Annotated in this window: 17 protein-coding genes; 1 reads left to right on the forward strand and 16 read right to left on the reverse strand. The window is 47.1% G+C overall.

All coding sequences use genetic code 11. The annotated features are described in order from the left end of the window. Positions 1-50: 50 nt before the first annotated feature. On the reverse strand, positions 51-857 hold the full coding sequence (locus MKX30_RS16880) for a hypothetical protein (RefSeq protein ID WP_341063047.1): 807 nt from the start codon (positions 855-857) through the stop codon (positions 51-53). A 256-nt stretch (positions 858-1113) separates the two neighbouring features. Here MKX30_RS16880 and MKX30_RS16885 point away from each other — a divergent pair, with 256 nt between their 5' ends. Next, the gene (locus MKX30_RS16885) at positions 1114-1980 is read left to right on the forward strand and encodes a hypothetical protein (protein WP_341063049.1); all 867 of its coding nucleotides are present in this window, start codon (positions 1114-1116) and stop codon (positions 1978-1980) included. Here MKX30_RS16885 and MKX30_RS16890 read toward each other — a convergent pair. From MKX30_RS16890 to MKX30_RS16960, 15 genes are all read right to left on the reverse strand, one after another. Beyond that, the gene (locus MKX30_RS16890; RefSeq protein WP_341063051.1) at positions 1969-2121 is read right to left on the reverse strand and encodes a hypothetical protein; all 153 of its coding nucleotides are present in this window, start codon (positions 2119-2121) and stop codon (positions 1969-1971) included. The two genes, MKX30_RS16885 and MKX30_RS16890, sit on opposite strands and share 12 nt — an antisense overlap. Before the next feature lie 220 nt (positions 2122-2341). Next, on the reverse strand, positions 2342-3112 hold the full coding sequence (locus tag MKX30_RS16895; RefSeq protein ID WP_341063052.1) for a M15 family metallopeptidase: 771 nt from the start codon (positions 3110-3112) through the stop codon (positions 2342-2344). Continuing rightward, positions 3069-3557 (reverse strand): phage holin family protein, encoded by a 489-nt coding sequence (locus MKX30_RS16900; RefSeq protein WP_341063053.1) that lies wholly within the window; start codon positions 3555-3557, stop codon positions 3069-3071. Before MKX30_RS16900 ends, MKX30_RS16895 begins: the two co-directional genes overlap by 44 nt. An 87-nt stretch (positions 3558-3644) precedes the next feature. Continuing rightward, positions 3645-3773 carry a hypothetical protein gene (locus tag MKX30_RS16905; protein ID WP_341063055.1) on the reverse strand — a complete coding sequence of 43 codons (129 nt, stop codon included), beginning with the start codon at positions 3771-3773 and terminating at the stop codon, positions 3645-3647. 17 nt (positions 3774-3790) lie between these two features. Continuing rightward, the gene (locus MKX30_RS16910; RefSeq protein WP_341063057.1) at positions 3791-4171 is read right to left on the reverse strand and encodes a hypothetical protein; all 381 of its coding nucleotides are present in this window, start codon (positions 4169-4171) and stop codon (positions 3791-3793) included. A 19-nt stretch (positions 4172-4190) separates the two neighbouring features. Continuing rightward, positions 4191-5102, reverse strand: a complete 912-nt coding sequence (locus MKX30_RS16915; protein WP_341063059.1) for a phage tail protein — start codon at positions 5100-5102, stop codon at positions 4191-4193. Between the two features lie 14 nt (positions 5103-5116). After that, positions 5117-5506 carry a phage tail-collar fiber domain-containing protein gene (locus MKX30_RS16920; protein ID WP_341063061.1) on the reverse strand — a complete coding sequence of 130 codons (390 nt, stop codon included), beginning with the start codon at positions 5504-5506 and terminating at the stop codon, positions 5117-5119. 9 nt (positions 5507-5515) lie between these two features. Further along, a complete protein-coding gene (locus tag MKX30_RS16925) occupies positions 5516-6268 on the reverse strand; it encodes a putative phage tail protein (protein ID WP_341063063.1) in 753 nt (250 codons plus the stop codon). Continuing rightward, a complete protein-coding gene (locus MKX30_RS16930) occupies positions 6265-7089 on the reverse strand; it encodes a baseplate J/gp47 family protein (RefSeq protein ID WP_341063065.1) in 825 nt (274 codons plus the stop codon). The genes MKX30_RS16925 and MKX30_RS16930 overlap by 4 nt, the downstream gene beginning before the upstream one ends. After that, the gene (locus MKX30_RS16935) at positions 7086-7529 is read right to left on the reverse strand and encodes a DUF2634 domain-containing protein (RefSeq protein WP_341063067.1); all 444 of its coding nucleotides are present in this window, start codon (positions 7527-7529) and stop codon (positions 7086-7088) included. Before MKX30_RS16935 ends, MKX30_RS16930 begins: the two co-directional genes overlap by 4 nt. Then, positions 7522-7947 carry a hypothetical protein gene (locus MKX30_RS16940; protein ID WP_341063069.1) on the reverse strand — a complete coding sequence of 142 codons (426 nt, stop codon included), beginning with the start codon at positions 7945-7947 and terminating at the stop codon, positions 7522-7524. The genes MKX30_RS16935 and MKX30_RS16940 overlap by 8 nt, the downstream gene beginning before the upstream one ends. A gap of 2 nt (positions 7948-7949) precedes the next feature. Next, positions 7950-8927, reverse strand: coding sequence for a hypothetical protein (locus MKX30_RS16945; protein WP_341063071.1), 978 nt, complete (start codon positions 8925-8927; stop codon positions 7950-7952). A gap of 6 nt (positions 8928-8933) precedes the next feature. Further along, complete coding sequence (locus MKX30_RS16950; protein WP_341063072.1) at positions 8934-9581, reverse strand: hypothetical protein; 648 nt, start codon at positions 9579-9581, stop codon at positions 8934-8936. Between the two features lie 3 nt (positions 9582-9584). Beyond that, on the reverse strand, positions 9585-13103 hold the full coding sequence (locus MKX30_RS16955; protein ID WP_341063074.1) for a tail tape measure protein: 3519 nt from the start codon (positions 13101-13103) through the stop codon (positions 9585-9587). Between the two features lie 158 nt (positions 13104-13261). After that, entirely contained in the window at positions 13262-13681 is a 420-nt protein-coding gene (locus MKX30_RS16960) for a hypothetical protein (protein WP_341063075.1), read from the reverse strand. Positions 13682-13690 lie beyond the last annotated feature (9 nt).

Genomic DNA, 13690 nt, shown 5'->3' on the forward strand with positions numbered 1-13690 from the left:
GAGCCTTTAGATTGCCTTCAACTAAAGTCCGCTACTTCCTAGCTTAAACTTTAACGTTTTTTGAGCATCTTAATTCTAGGCTTGGCAAAAACGCCTATATCGTCGCCTGCAAGTAGCATACTATCCTTGTTTATTTCAGGCCACTTCTGACCTCTTAAATTACTGACTCTAACAGGTATTTCTACTTCCGTATCATGACTACTTGTGCAATATTGAGTAAGCTCATCAAGACCTTCGTATTCATTAAGATCTGTGACCAAATAAGCAATCGGAAAATATTTCAACATGCTGAACATCCCATGTTTTCCACTTTCGGGACCAATTACTTTCATCATAGAAAAATCCTGCATTATTTTCACATTATTATAAGGGTACACCCAATAGAAAACCTTATATCCATTAGGAACTGCCGTTTCTGAATTTAAAATGTATTCTCTAAAAGCTTTATCTTGATTAGAATATGACAAGTTTCCCTTTGCAGCAAGCAAATGCCCTAAAACAGCCTTAACGATCATTACAGGCTTAGTTTTAAATCGAATTACTGCCGGAATTGTAAGCGAGCTTTTCAGATATTGCCCTATTTCCTCAGCAAAAGAATTTAATATAGGATCATACTTTGCCCCCAAAAGGCTATTATTACACTGCTGACATAAAGTCCTGAACTTTACCCCGTTTTGAGATGGTATGTATTTCGTATCAGTTGGTCCAACCATATGCTGCATTACATTCCATTGTTCAACCTCAGATAATTCAATCCCACCTTTTGGAGGGATGTGATCCCAAGAAAGTTTTTTCTTTTGTAAGCATATATTGCAAATATCAACTTCATCTCTCTTAAATTTCACATAGTTAGCCATTTCGCTTCCCCTTGTAATAAGTTGATTCATCGATAACAAAAAAGGCCCTTAACAGCACAAGCTGGCAGAACCCTTTACCGATGCTTTCGTATTGCTCTCGGATAGCCGATGTGTCACTAAAATTATACAGAGGTATGGTATAAGTTGTAAATGAGATTTTCGAATGACCTACTTGATTTGAAATTGGGTTTATTCCTTTCCTTCTTCTGCTGTAGTAAAATAGTTCCAGTAACCTAATGCACAAGGAGGCTAAATTATGATTTTGATGATTAATCATATTGATGAGTATATTAAGAGTTACAAAGAATATTATGATATATTTCTCGACAACTATCGCAAGAGAGTAATGCAATATTATACAGAGGAGTACAAACAGCATCCTGAGAATTTCCGCCTTATGAATAAGGTAAGAATCACGACGCTATTCCGCACTGGTGAATTCTTTGCATACTTTTTTGAATCAAAATCCGGACAAGACGAATATATAACTATTAAGTCATTTTTCAAAGATGAGGAAGAAGCTAAATCCTATCTTGATTTACCAAAACATATTCAAAAAGATCAGTTTAATAAGCTACTTATTGACAATGAGATTATAGATTACTTTGATTATGAAACACACTGGTATGGAATGGATGATGACCCTCATCCAGATTGGGATGAGGATGTCCCGGTGATTAGAGGAAAAGGAAAAGCTGACTCTGACTATGATAAAAAAATTGCTTCCTCGAAAACCATAGCTAATATTTTTAATGTAGAAGAACTTGTTTCAACTGTTAACGATGAAGACTTTCAATATGAATATGAAGAGGCCCTAAGGGCATATCAAGAGGGGTTATTTTTAGCATCATCAGTAACTGCCGCTGTCGCACTTGAGACATTATTAAAAATAGCATTTGTAAAAACTTTCTCAATAGATGATTTACCAAAGATTTATTATATCTTAACTTTAGCAGACAAGCTAAAAGAAAGCGGGAAAATAGACGAAAGGCTCCACCACAGAATCAAGTCAGTGAACGAACTTAGAAGAGGCGTCGCTCATAGCAAATCGGGGCATGTGAGTAAATGGGACGCTGAACAAGTAATTGGTTCAATAAAAGTGATCGCAGATTCACTGTTTTAAAATTTCAGTCCTTTTTAGAATAGATTTTAATTTTTCTAAAAATTGTTCTTCAGATCCATTCAATCCAAACTCAGACTCGATAGATTCCAATCCAGCAATAATCAGTTCCAATTCTTTATCGGTCACATTAATTTGTTTCATAATTCAACGCCTCCTAGACTTCTATTATATGCAACGTTATCTTGAATATCCGGAATTAAACAGGCAAATGACCCTTTCTAAAGAGTTATTCGCCTGTTTGTTTACATATACGCCTAACAAATAAGAAGATTCTAAACTGAAATTGGAAAATGATAAAAATAACATAATTCCCTTGATTTTTGCTGGATTGAAGTCCTCCCAACTCTCTCTGTACAGGCTCCTACCCTTTCACCAGTCCAGACCGATACAACACAGTCAGCAAGCTATAAAAATCATAGCTGCGGCCTACTGTCTTTTCAACAATGCCAGCAGCCTTAGCAGCCACACATGCATCCTTAGCCCACGCTGGAATCTCCGGCATGGCATTGTATTTCTTCAGTTCCTCAATCGTAGCTGACTGCTGTTTGGCCGTGGCCTGTAATGCCTCTAACGCCTTCTTCTCTGCTTCTGTCATAGGTTCATCCTCCGTTTCAAGTGAATTAATCTTCGCCAACACAGCGTCGAGCTGCGCCTGAGTTGGGCGCTTGCCCGCCCGGAATTGAGCTGTCGTGATTCCGAAGACCATCTGCAGGTGAGGCATGTCCTTAAAGCTGCGCCAATCGCCACCCCACTCAAGCCCGAGTTTTTTGGCTTCCTCGACCACCTCACTCCAATCAGGCAGCGAATCCTTATCATCGTCGCGCAGCGTATCCCAGCTCACTGTTCGGCCATCTCGGAGCAACAGCGCAAAGTCAGCGGCGAGCCTAAAATTATGATTGCTGTATCCGCCCCGTGCTTTCGTGACCACTTGCCCCGGCTTTGTGCGGCCTTGAGCATACAAAGCATCCTGCTCCGCATACGTCCGCAAGCCTTGAGTAATTAACACCCATACTCCACGGGCGTAACATCGGTCTATCAGTTTTTCCATAACCAACTTAAAAACCGGATGAAGCCCGTTCAACCGCTTCTCAGATTTTTTCTTTAGTTGTTCCAGCGTCAGCATCCTTGCCATCTCCTTTCTCATTAAGCTGCTTCAAAAAGCTCTTTAATTTGAATGGTAGCGGGATGCCTATTGCTCCCAAATTCTCGGCCAACGACAGCCCCTCGCGTCCAGCGTAGAAGTAGATGGCCGCCGTCCGGAAGATCGGTGCGCCTGGTTGAAGCCAGTCATCCAACTGTGCGGACAATCCCACTACCGTCAGCACCGTAGCCTTACGGATACCGCCCCAAAACATCACGTCGCTGTCCATTTTCTTGTTTTTAATAGCCGCGATCACGCCAGAAGCATAATCCAACAACATCAATATAAGCAGCACCTTCAGCGGTTTATCCCACCCACCCAGAAACGTGATCAGCAGCCCAACAAGCGCAGACCATCCCCCTGCCGCCGCCTCCTTTTCCGTTGCTCCAACCATTGCGGTCCATACGGTGCTGCCAAACATTTTTATTTGGCTCACTCTCGCTCCCCCTGTTCTTTTGACAAAACTTCTGCCCCCGGTCACTCCCGAGGGCAGAAAAATAGCGCATCCGATTGGATACGCTATTTAAACATTTTGCGGTGTTGCTAAAATTGCTTTTCGTTCATCTTCATTAATAAATTTCGGTGTGTATCGGTTAAGGCGCTCCTTATCAACCTTGCCCATAGCCCACATGTTAAGCAGAAATGCATACATAACGTCTCACCTCCTTGTTAGGTTGTAGTGGTATCCATGAGAGCAAGCAAAGCGGCCTCCGTACTTTCCTGACGCGCCTTTAGGTCGCTTACTTGATCAGTCAGAGGAACTTGCGGTGTAGGAGTCTCGCCACCGTTGCCGTCAATATAGACAAACTCCAGTTTTTCAGTGTCCGGGTTGACCACATATGACTTTGCGCGCTGGAAGTCTTCGTAATATTGTCGATAGGTGAGTTTCAACACCTCAACCTGTTCAGGATCAAACCCCTTGAGTTGCGGGTAAAACCCCATGTCGTCGTCCTTTGTAGTCTCACGGGCATGTTCTGATTCGATTTCCGGCGTAACGAAGATTACCTCGCCGCTTGATTTTCTCCAGTAAACTTTCGATCCTATTTTCATATAAACCACCCTTTCGTTTTTATTCGAATGCCCACCATTCGTAGGCTCTTAGGACGGCTAATGTGCTACTGCCTCCAGTTCTCAGTGCGCTACAATATATAGTAAGACTAAATCCCCCGGCGACTTTATTCACCGAAAAAATATTTATTAAATTATTAAAATTACCATCTCGTATAACCTGGTACTGGCTTGCCATCCCTTCTAAATAAACCGTTCCGGCCGTATCAGTTAATTTCACTTGAAAAAAGACGATATTCGGAGAAAAAGACAAGCCAGTAGCAGACAGACTTAGACTTGTCCCACTACCGATGCCAGTAGACGAAGCACTCTGGCCGTTAAAAGTTCCTTTCGCCCACCGTTTGACGGGTAGGTTCGTAATTACTGACGCTATCTGATCGCTGCTCATGTCGGGACTGGCGCCTCCAAACTTGCCGTTGATCGCGCCTACAATTTTATTTTTAAAATCAACGGCTTGCGTTAAAGACTGTTGCGCCAAATTGTATGCCTCGTTGGCTCGGTCATTAGCCGTTTTAACGGCAATCGGCGCGGCTGCCTGGTCTGTTGCTGTACTGCTTACCGATGTATTAATCTGCACAATTCCGCGCGCCTGTGTTGACGCAGAAGGTAAATCCGATGCAGGATGCGTATGCGCCTTGGGTGCTGCGTACTGCTCTGTATACTTCTTGGCATTGCCCTCTGTTGCATTCCAGGCCGCTTGTTTGGCGGCTGTGACGTGTAGGTCAGTGTTAGCAGCGTGATTATCCAGCGCTGCCTTGGATGCAATGTCGTTCCCGGCTGGATCGTTTTTAATGTTTTCAATCTGTGCGGCCAGTTCCTGGTCATTTTCATACAGAGTATCGAAGCGAGCATTTAGTAAATCCGCATGTCCAGGGTCTTTGGGTAAAATACGTTCAGGTTGTTGCAAGGCCATCTGTTTCACCTCTTTCAATAAATGTCATCAATTTCAAAAATGAATTCCATGTCTTCGTCCTTGACCTTGTTGCTCATTGTCCGAACGGCAGTCAGCTTGCCCGCTGAATCTACCAATGCAAGCTCATTAATCGTCTCACCCGCCAATTCAGTTTCCATAAGTGAGCAGATATAACGGATTGTCGCAGGAGCAATGAATTCAAAGCTGGTAATATCCTTCTGAGCTAGTTCCTTTTTCAGCGCCTGTTCTGTTCCGTCCAAAGGCAGCGGCTTTCCTGATTGATCCACCCCCCCGCTGCCGAAGGCCATCTTAACCACCTTCGTCAGTGCCGTTCCCTCCACTCTCGCCCGGGCCATCTGCTCTCGTGCATACGTCGTCGTAACGGTAAACACTTGATTTGCCATAGCTACCTCCTATACCTCAATGATTTTTTCAGATGCATCCAACAAGCGGCTACCATCCATCAAGACGCTGCCATCCCACTGCCAAAAATTTTGCCGCGCTCTAACGATGCCATCCTGCTTATTTTGGACGCGGTGCGATGTCCGAATCATTATCCTTTGTCGGTACCTTTCCCGCTCTCCCACCCAACCAGAGAAGTTCACACTACCATCCAGTAGGTGTACGCCATCCCAATACCAAGGCTGCCCGCCGAAAAAACGCACTCTGGAACGTAATCGGATACGGGAATGGATCTGGAACGTATGATGAAATGCAATGTTAAATGAGGGCAAAGCCTTATTGATGTGGACAGGCCGGATGTACTCAAAGTCTTCCATCAGGCTTTTAATATCTAAAGCCGAATCGACTGAGTAAACAAAACGAATTTGCTTGGTGAGAAAGTCCTCCTGTATATCCAACAGTTTGCCGTATTTATTACCGATTAGCCGCAGTGTGGGCAGCGTAAATGGCCGCTTTGCCCAACGTTTACGACGTATCGCATCACGCCGCTGCTCCAATGTCCCAATTTGCTCCTGTCGGAAATATATCCATTCCCATATCGGTAGCGACCAAGTAGCCCGTTGTAAGATAAACTGATTGCCCAGATCGTCAATTGACTTTTCACGCTCATCCACCACCAGTTCCATAACACCAAAATGTCGCTCGGCCATGTCGATCTCATACATGTGCGGCGGCAACATTTCCCGATAACGCAGAGGTATCATGTCAGGCTCACCTCAATTTTTAATACGGACGTTACTGGAACCTCAACGTCTTTGGTCGCTCCATTAAGCGTAAGATTTTCATAATCCTCCACGCCTTTGACCAACAAAGCTGCACCGACGTAATTAAAGACAAGCTTTGTACGACCAAGGGCATAATCAGCAATACGCTGTCTGATTGGTTCGATCAGCTCAGGAAGCGGAAGAACAGTTTTTAGTTTCGCAGCTACTTGCAGCGTGAACACCGGAGCAGGATACACTTCAAGATCGTGGCCACCAATCCGTTTGGTTTCCCACAAATCCGCCTTAACCTTAGCAGCAAAATTTTCTGTGACTGGTTTACCCTGTAGATCAGTCAGATACAAGTCTATGGATACATCACTACGAGCCTTCTCAACAGCTACAGCACCACCGACACCCTCCAGTTCCTTCGCCCATGTCTCATAGTCCTTACGCCGTCCACTACCTTCCTCGGTAAACTTACGGTCAAGTACCCTCATACGGTACGTATCATCGTCCTCCCCCGCTTTTCGGGGCATTCCGTCCGACCATCCGTGGCCATCTAAATACTCACTGTCTGCCCAAATAGGGAAGGCTTGGAGAAAGGCATATGTTAATAGCTCCTGCTGTTCAGCGTATTCCATAGCGATGGGATACCACAGATCATAGAAATATTCTCCCGGATCAGTAGGAGGTGGGGGCAAGCCTTTTTCATGTGCCAATGCAATCGCACGGTTGACCCAGCGACGATAAATTTCTTCGGGAGTTTCCTCCAAAATTGCCATTGGAGGGAGCACTGGCAAATCCGTTAATTTCACATTCACAATTCAATCGCCTCCTCCAATTCTACTTCTCCGGCCAGCCCGGTTAATTTAATTCGCAAATACATGTTCTGGCCATCTCGCTCCATCGACAATACCTCAGCTTGTGAAATTTCAGCATGCGCGGTCAATGCTTCCTCGATGTCACGTTTAATCTCTACATCCTCCCAGTTGGCCCACTCAGACCGTTCCACACCTATTTCCTCATCGTATACAACATACTGGAAACGCTCTGTATTGAGGATTTTGAGCGCTGTCTGCACCAAGTATTCACCATACGTAGCTGTCTTTTTGGGACGGCCATCGTCGGTGGTTGCCATCTGCCGCGTGCGATAGTCGATCACATACGTCCATTTGGTTTCCGATGCTACAGTTTCGGTGAGCTCAACCTCGTCCAAGCCAGCCAGATCCATATCAGGAAATAGGCTTTCATCGTCAGCCATTGCCACCGACATCCTTTCCGTGGACGTAGTAACGCTGACCGCTCAGGCGAGAGACAATCAGACGATCACCGACCTGCAAAGGGCTGGGAATAATCAGGTTGCCGCGTAGCGATGTACGTGGGGTCTGCTTGTAAGGCTCCCCTGTTTCGTACACCACGCCGTTAGCCAATACGCCTGTGACGCTGCCCTTTGCTTCGTCACCCTCCAGGTATTCGGCCACTACAAAATCCGCTTTAATTTCCCGGTTCAGCAAATACTCTGCAAAAACAAGCTTGTCCGCTGGGTACGGTTCTGGATCTCCATCCACCTGAACCGATGGACTTCCCGGCCAGCTCAACAGAGTGGCCCGTTCAGTATCCTTCGCATCGATCTTGTTCTTAGTCTTTTCATGCAACAGCTTGAGAGCATCGGTCAACACGGCTATTCCCTCCTTTCCAGTTCCAGCGTGACGGTATATGTACCGTTTTTGTAGCTGCTGTCAGCAGTGACGACAATCCATTTAGACGTATGGTCCGTCTTGGTAAGGACGAGCCAGCCAGATCGTAAGCCAGACAGCGTATGGTCTTCATGTCGGACGGTGATCTTCTTAGTTTGCTTGGCAACGGATAGAGCTTTAAGCCGCTGAGTGGCAATGGTCTCTGGCTTTTCATCCTCACCAACCTCGATGATTTCTTCCATTCGGCCCATCGCCTTCACCGCACCTGCTGCCGTCTTAGTGACAGCAGAAGCTATCTTGTCATCCTTCCATTTCTGCGCGGTTACGACTGTGTAAGTATCCTCGATGCTGTATCCGGCGGTGCTGGAAGTCATCTGCTCAGGGACAAAAATAGGGACCTTGGTATTGGTCCCTTCTCGCATCACCTGCAGATAAAAGCTCGTTTCCGTCCGGATTAGATCCACATAATAACGGTAGCCGCTACGCTCATATGCCTTCTGCAGCACATCCAAGATAATTTCTGAGTGCGCCATCGTCCCATATCGCTCGTCCAAGCTGAAGCCCAAAGTTGGGCAGCGAAAGTCAATGCCCGTGCTCTTGATGTATCGTTGCAGCTCCGCTCCGGCCTCGCCTTTAAGGTATGGCCTCGTACCCTTGTTCTTGCTCAAATACCAGCCGATCTCCCGCGCCTCAATTTCCCAAGCGTTTGTAAATTCGTCCTGCTCGTATTTGATGATAGGTCCGTGAAAAAATTGGTTTTTATGATGAAACAGAGCCTTGCCGACCTTGAATGAAAAGCACATCAGCATACCGGCTACCTTTATAGATGTGGCGTTACGAAGCCGAACCGTAGCACTACGAGCGATCTCATCACGGCCAGAAGACCAGGACACTTCCTCAATTGCATCCGTCAGCATCTGCCGGGCATTCTCCTTCCCGTATACAACCGCAAATCCGTCCATAATGCATCACTTCCCTTTCGCCTTGGAAACCTTGTCTGATATTCGCTTTTTGGAACCGGTGTAGTCAAAAGCGCCCCTAGCGTTCGGGTCCTCCTTGGCTTTTTTGCTTTTATCCTTGGCCTTCTTTTTTTTCTTATCCTTTTTTTTATCATTCTTTTTGTCCTTTTTCCCGGACGTGTTCGGGCGGCTCTTGGACGATTTGGTAATAACCGTCCCAGGTTTAAGCACTTGCTTAGAATTGGAGTAAGATACGATCTTAACGGGCTTGTACTCTACAAAAGAGTACGTTACATGCAGATTGGCCTGGCCGTCCTTATAAGTCTGATCCATGCCTTCAAATAGCATTGTTTGGCTGAATAGATTCTCAAAGTTAAGTACAACCGGCTTACCTTTCCATTGCTCCAGCAGCTTCCACGTTACTTCCGGTGACTTGTACGTGACCGTCTGTTTGCTATCCGTTTCCCAAATATCCTCCCAACCACGTGGCAGAATGGCAGAAAAAGAAACCCGTTTCACTTTCGTGACGGGTTTCCCTGTGCGCTCCTGACCAGTTATGACAGTGAAGGTTTCAACTTCATTGCCTCCGGTTATTTGAATCTCTGCCGGTGTGATGGGAAAAGTAAGGCGGATTTTGCCTTGCGATAGTGCCAACATGGCTTACCCTCCAGTCTCCAATACTTTCATCATTTCTTCACCAAACACTTTACGGATCAACGCACGACCTTGAGGGCTGGTGAGCATCTGTGCGAACTCGGCAAAATTACTAATGCCCTTTGCCATCTCTCCGAAATCAATATTGATGTTACCTATTGAAACAGACTTCGGCGCGGCAGGGGCAGGCTGAGCAAGCGTCTGAGCCATTGGCATCATGCTAGCCGTACCAATCAAGCTTGGCCGGCCGACTTGTCCTCCGTTGGCATAAGGACGTACACCCATGATTATTCCAGCACGTTCCCACAGCTCGCGGCCACGATCTCGTCGGCTGGCCGATAACGGAATAATCATCTCCGGTCCAGCTTCACCAACTAATCCAACATGCGGACGGGTAATATAACCACCTTGAGCATATGGACGTGGCTTAGGTGTCGGTGTAGTACCACCGCCTCCACCGCCGCCAGAATTAGCGTCTTTTGCGTCCTTCATCTTTTTAAGGACTACAGCAACAGAACTTACAACTGAGGATAGCGTTGGGAACTGGCCGCGCATACCAGCTATAAAACGGGACATAAGATCACTTCCCCAGCTATTGCCTTGACTCGATACGTTTTTAAGTGACAACAGATATTGCGTGGTCTTATCCACGGCCGATTTAGCCGCAGCGCTGACGCTATCGAAGCTTTGCTTGTTTTTAGCCGCGCCTTTGGCCACCTCATCAGCGGAACCCTTTGTCGCAGTTCCTACAGCCTTAACGTTCTTCTGAGCCGTGGCGCTGTCGCTACTTTTCCAGACAATTCCCCACACGTTTTTAAGTGCGTCAAGCCGTTGCTTTACCTCTGGCTGGTCAGCGACAGTTTGCAAACCTGCCTTGAATCCCTTTTCGACGATACTTTTGCGCACATCATCCCCAATTTGTTTAAGACGCTGCTGCTTCTGCTCAGTCAGATTGTTGATCGTAATTTTAGCTTCAGGAGGTGGGCCCGGCTTCTCTTCCTTCTTGTCTCCCGCGAACCAACTCTTCATACCATTCCACGCACCGATAGCGGTATCTACCACCTTACGAGTAGCTCCGCTCTCATCAGCGAATTTTCCGATTTTCTCCCCAACAACATTACCAATCCACGCGCCAGCCATTGTACCAAGAGGACCTGCGAACGAACCTAATGCACCACCAACAGCAGTACCAACAGCTTTACCCGCGATGGCTCCGCCCTGCGATGACACGGCCTCGCGCAAGCCTTTTTCTTTCGATGCTTCGTACAGGTCGTATACTCCCATGCCTACACCTGCAACCGTTCCAACAATCCCACCAACTTTAGCCGCTTTCCCTGCTCCTTTTATAAAGCTTCTCAGGCGGCCGCCACCCGAAGGTGGACTTGGCGGCGGCGGTGGATTAGGAGGAACAGGACGACGGACGCGATATGGATTATCACGTGATCCCCTTGGGCTTGGATTCGGATTAGGTGGATTTGGTGGAGTGGGACGGGGGCCGTTGATCCGAATACGACGTCTTCCACCGCCAGCCCCCCTTCGGCCACCACCACGGCTGCGTCTGCGGTTACGGTCCCTATCACGGTCGCCGCCATCCCCGCCGCCGTCACCTGCTCCACCGTCTCCACCACCGCCCGAAATGGAGCCATTAATATAAACTTTGGTGGCGTTAACGGTCATTGAAGCAACAGAACGTAAGCCGCCAAAACGATCATCGACAGGGTTAGGGCTCCCACCCCCACCTAATTGTCTTCTGACACCGCGTCCACCCATTCGCTCCCGTATTCGGGCAGCTCTTTGTGCTGGTGTTTCCTCAGGAGGTGGAGCTGGAGGTTTCCGTCGAATCCAATTCCACCCGGCTTTGACTCCCCTGCCTGTTGCATTTACCCCCGCTTTCCCCTTCTCTCCTACCCATTTGGCTGCGGTGGTTAAGTCATCATTGAATTTCTTAACCCCCTGAGCGAAAGACCATAATTTCTTAGCTACCAGTACAGCCGCCAGCCCCATTAAGGCAGTATTTATGGCTTTAAAATGATCTTTATAGAAGCTAGTCGCTCCGGTTATCGCACTGGTTATCCCCATACCGAGCGCCTGAATGTTGTCCTTATTCTGCACCAGTAATGCGTTAAACTCCTTCAAAGCTGGAAGGGCTGCTTGAGCAATATTGGTTCCAATCTCTTGCATTTGCAAGCTCATTTCAGCACGAGTTTGCTTCATTTCCGTCATCGGATCAGCAGCTTGCTGCTTACGAAGCAAATTATCAGTCGTTCCTCTCATATCTGGAGCCTTTTCAAAAGGCGTTCCATATGTTTTGAGGATCGAATCAGCATTATCTTCTGCTGCGCCAGAGCCTAAAGTAACAAGCGACTGCTTTAACTGGTCACGTGTCTGGCTTCTTAAATCTGCTACCAGAGCCATAATGGCTCCCTGTGCTTGCTGCTTGTTCCCTGAATTAATATCAGTAGTAAATGATTGGGCTTGACGTTGTGCCTCATCCTTGCCTGCTCCGCGACTGATAAAGTAATTCGCCATGTCACCGGTATTCAACGCCTTTACCCCAAACGTCTCTTTGAAAAAGTCCGCAGGCTTATCAAAGTTAAATGCGCCTTCTTTAACCGTCTTAGTAAAGTAGTTTGACATCTGCGCTGAGTCGGTTCCGGAACTCGCAAAATACGGACTGTATTCCCAAAACGTATCAAATAAATCCTGTTGTTTGTCGCCTACCTCCTTATAGGCATACATCATACTATCGGCCACTTGACTATAGGATTCTTTAAAACTGTTCGACGCTTGAGACAACGCCCGCTGTACTTCCTCAGCTCCGGCATCTGGGCGGATGTACTGGATCTTAGCAGACGCATTTACGAAGTCGCTCATCTTGGATTTGTCTTGAACTAACGGAGCTGCATCAGCAAGTTGTCGGGTTCCTTCTATACGATCTGGAATAATGGCCTTTTTAACTAAGTCATCTACCGTGCTAAGGCTCTGCTGACGAATGTTCTCTGGCATGTAAGCCGCACTTCGCGCCGCCTCACGGCTGTAATCGGACACGCCCCCAAACATAGAGTCACCCACGCCGCTACCAAGCACAATGCCTCCCGCCAACGCTGTCAAAGCTGAAATCTTGTCGGATACCTGGTCAACGACTGGACTTATGGAATCCTCAGCGCGTAATTTCACATTAGCATCACGAATGCTGCGGATATCTGCATCCGCACGATCAGCAGAGCGCCTAAGATCATCAGCACCTGCACGCGCACGACGAAAAATATCGTCGAGCTGGATCTGATTCATGCGGCGCACTTCGTCCGAGGTATCGCCAATTCTCCGGCCCAAATCGTCGGCGGACTCCCGCGCCCTGCGGCTGCCAGATACAAAATCGTCAAACATATCTCCGGATGCGCGTCGAAAATTAATAAGATCGGAATGCGCCCCTTGAAGCATACGCCGCATATTCCGGACAGCTCCGGTAATCATATCCCTTGCCTCAAACGGTACCGTAACTGATGTAGTTGCTATAGTTTCCACCCCCTTCCTGTTTCGACATGACTATTTCCGGTTCATTCGCGCCATTTCTTCCTCGGCAATCATTGACGCAGCCAGGCAAAAATAATACTGGCGCTGTTCGTCTACTTCATACGGCAAGACCTCAGAAGGTAGCTTTTTTTGGTTAATCCAAAAGTGGGCTATCCAGCTCGCTTCTCCGTCTCGCCGGATAAGTTTTTTGCGTCAGCCAAAAGCGAGTCCTGAGTCTCTTTGAAATTCCGGACTGCCTTGCTGAGTACAGCGTAATCGTCTACGTTGTCCAAAATGCGCGGCGGCAGTTCAAATTTGCTGGTGGCTCCATAAGCTTTCAGAAGGTCTTTGTTATTCCAGTCAAATTCATGCTCTGTCGCCTTGACGATCATCACATCGATTTCGTTAAAATAAGGCGACTTATAATTACCATCCTCATCAAAAGCAAGATCATACGACCGACGTACGTCTAATGTTTTCAAGCGTTGTACAGACCAGTCCTCGCCATCGGCTTGCACCGTAATAACGTCGTCCTTACGTACTTCATTGGCTTTAGCTAGGTACTTCTTCAATTTGTCTTGATTGCTCATGTTAGTTCC

Origin of the sequence: Paenibacillus sp. FSL P2-0173 (genome assembly GCF_038008045.1) — a bacterium.
Classification (GTDB): domain Bacteria; phylum Bacillota; class Bacilli; order Paenibacillales; family Paenibacillaceae; genus Paenibacillus; species Paenibacillus polymyxa_B.

Excerpts from the sequence above, each read along its gene's own strand:
- MKX30_RS16880 (WP_341063047.1), bottom strand. The coding sequence starts at position 857 with ATGGCTAACTATGTGAAATTTAAGAGAGATGAAGTTGATATTTGCAAT.
- MKX30_RS16885 (WP_341063049.1), top strand. The coding sequence starts at position 1,114 with ATGATTTTGATGATTAATCATATTGATGAGTATATTAAGAGTTACAAA.
- MKX30_RS16890 (WP_341063051.1), bottom strand. The coding sequence starts at position 2,121 with ATGAAACAAATTAATGTGACCGATAAAGAATTGGAACTGATTATTGCT.
- MKX30_RS16895 (WP_341063052.1), bottom strand. The coding sequence starts at position 3,112 with ATGGCAAGGATGCTGACGCTGGAACAACTAAAGAAAAAATCTGAGAAG.
- MKX30_RS16905 (WP_341063055.1), bottom strand. The coding sequence starts at position 3,773 with ATGTATGCATTTCTGCTTAACATGTGGGCTATGGGCAAGGTTGATAAG.
- MKX30_RS16910 (WP_341063057.1), bottom strand. The coding sequence starts at position 4,171 with ATGAAAATAGGATCGAAAGTTTACTGGAGAAAATCAAGCGGCGAGGTA.
- MKX30_RS16915 (WP_341063059.1), bottom strand. The coding sequence starts at position 5,102 with ATGGCCTTGCAACAACCTGAACGTATTTTACCCAAAGACCCTGGACAT.
- MKX30_RS16920 (WP_341063061.1), bottom strand. The coding sequence starts at position 5,506 with ATGGCAAATCAAGTGTTTACCGTTACGACGACGTATGCACGAGAGCAG.
- MKX30_RS16925 (WP_341063063.1), bottom strand. The coding sequence starts at position 6,268 with ATGATACCTCTGCGTTATCGGGAAATGTTGCCGCCGCACATGTATGAG.
- MKX30_RS16935 (WP_341063067.1), bottom strand. The coding sequence starts at position 7,529 with ATGGCTGACGATGAAAGCCTATTTCCTGATATGGATCTGGCTGGCTTG.
- MKX30_RS16945 (WP_341063071.1), bottom strand. The coding sequence starts at position 8,927 with ATGGACGGATTTGCGGTTGTATACGGGAAGGAGAATGCCCGGCAGATG.
- MKX30_RS16950 (WP_341063072.1), bottom strand. The coding sequence starts at position 9,581 with ATGTTGGCACTATCGCAAGGCAAAATCCGCCTTACTTTTCCCATCACA.
- MKX30_RS16960 (WP_341063075.1), bottom strand. The coding sequence starts at position 13,681 with ATGAGCAATCAAGACAAATTGAAGAAGTACCTAGCTAAAGCCAATGAA.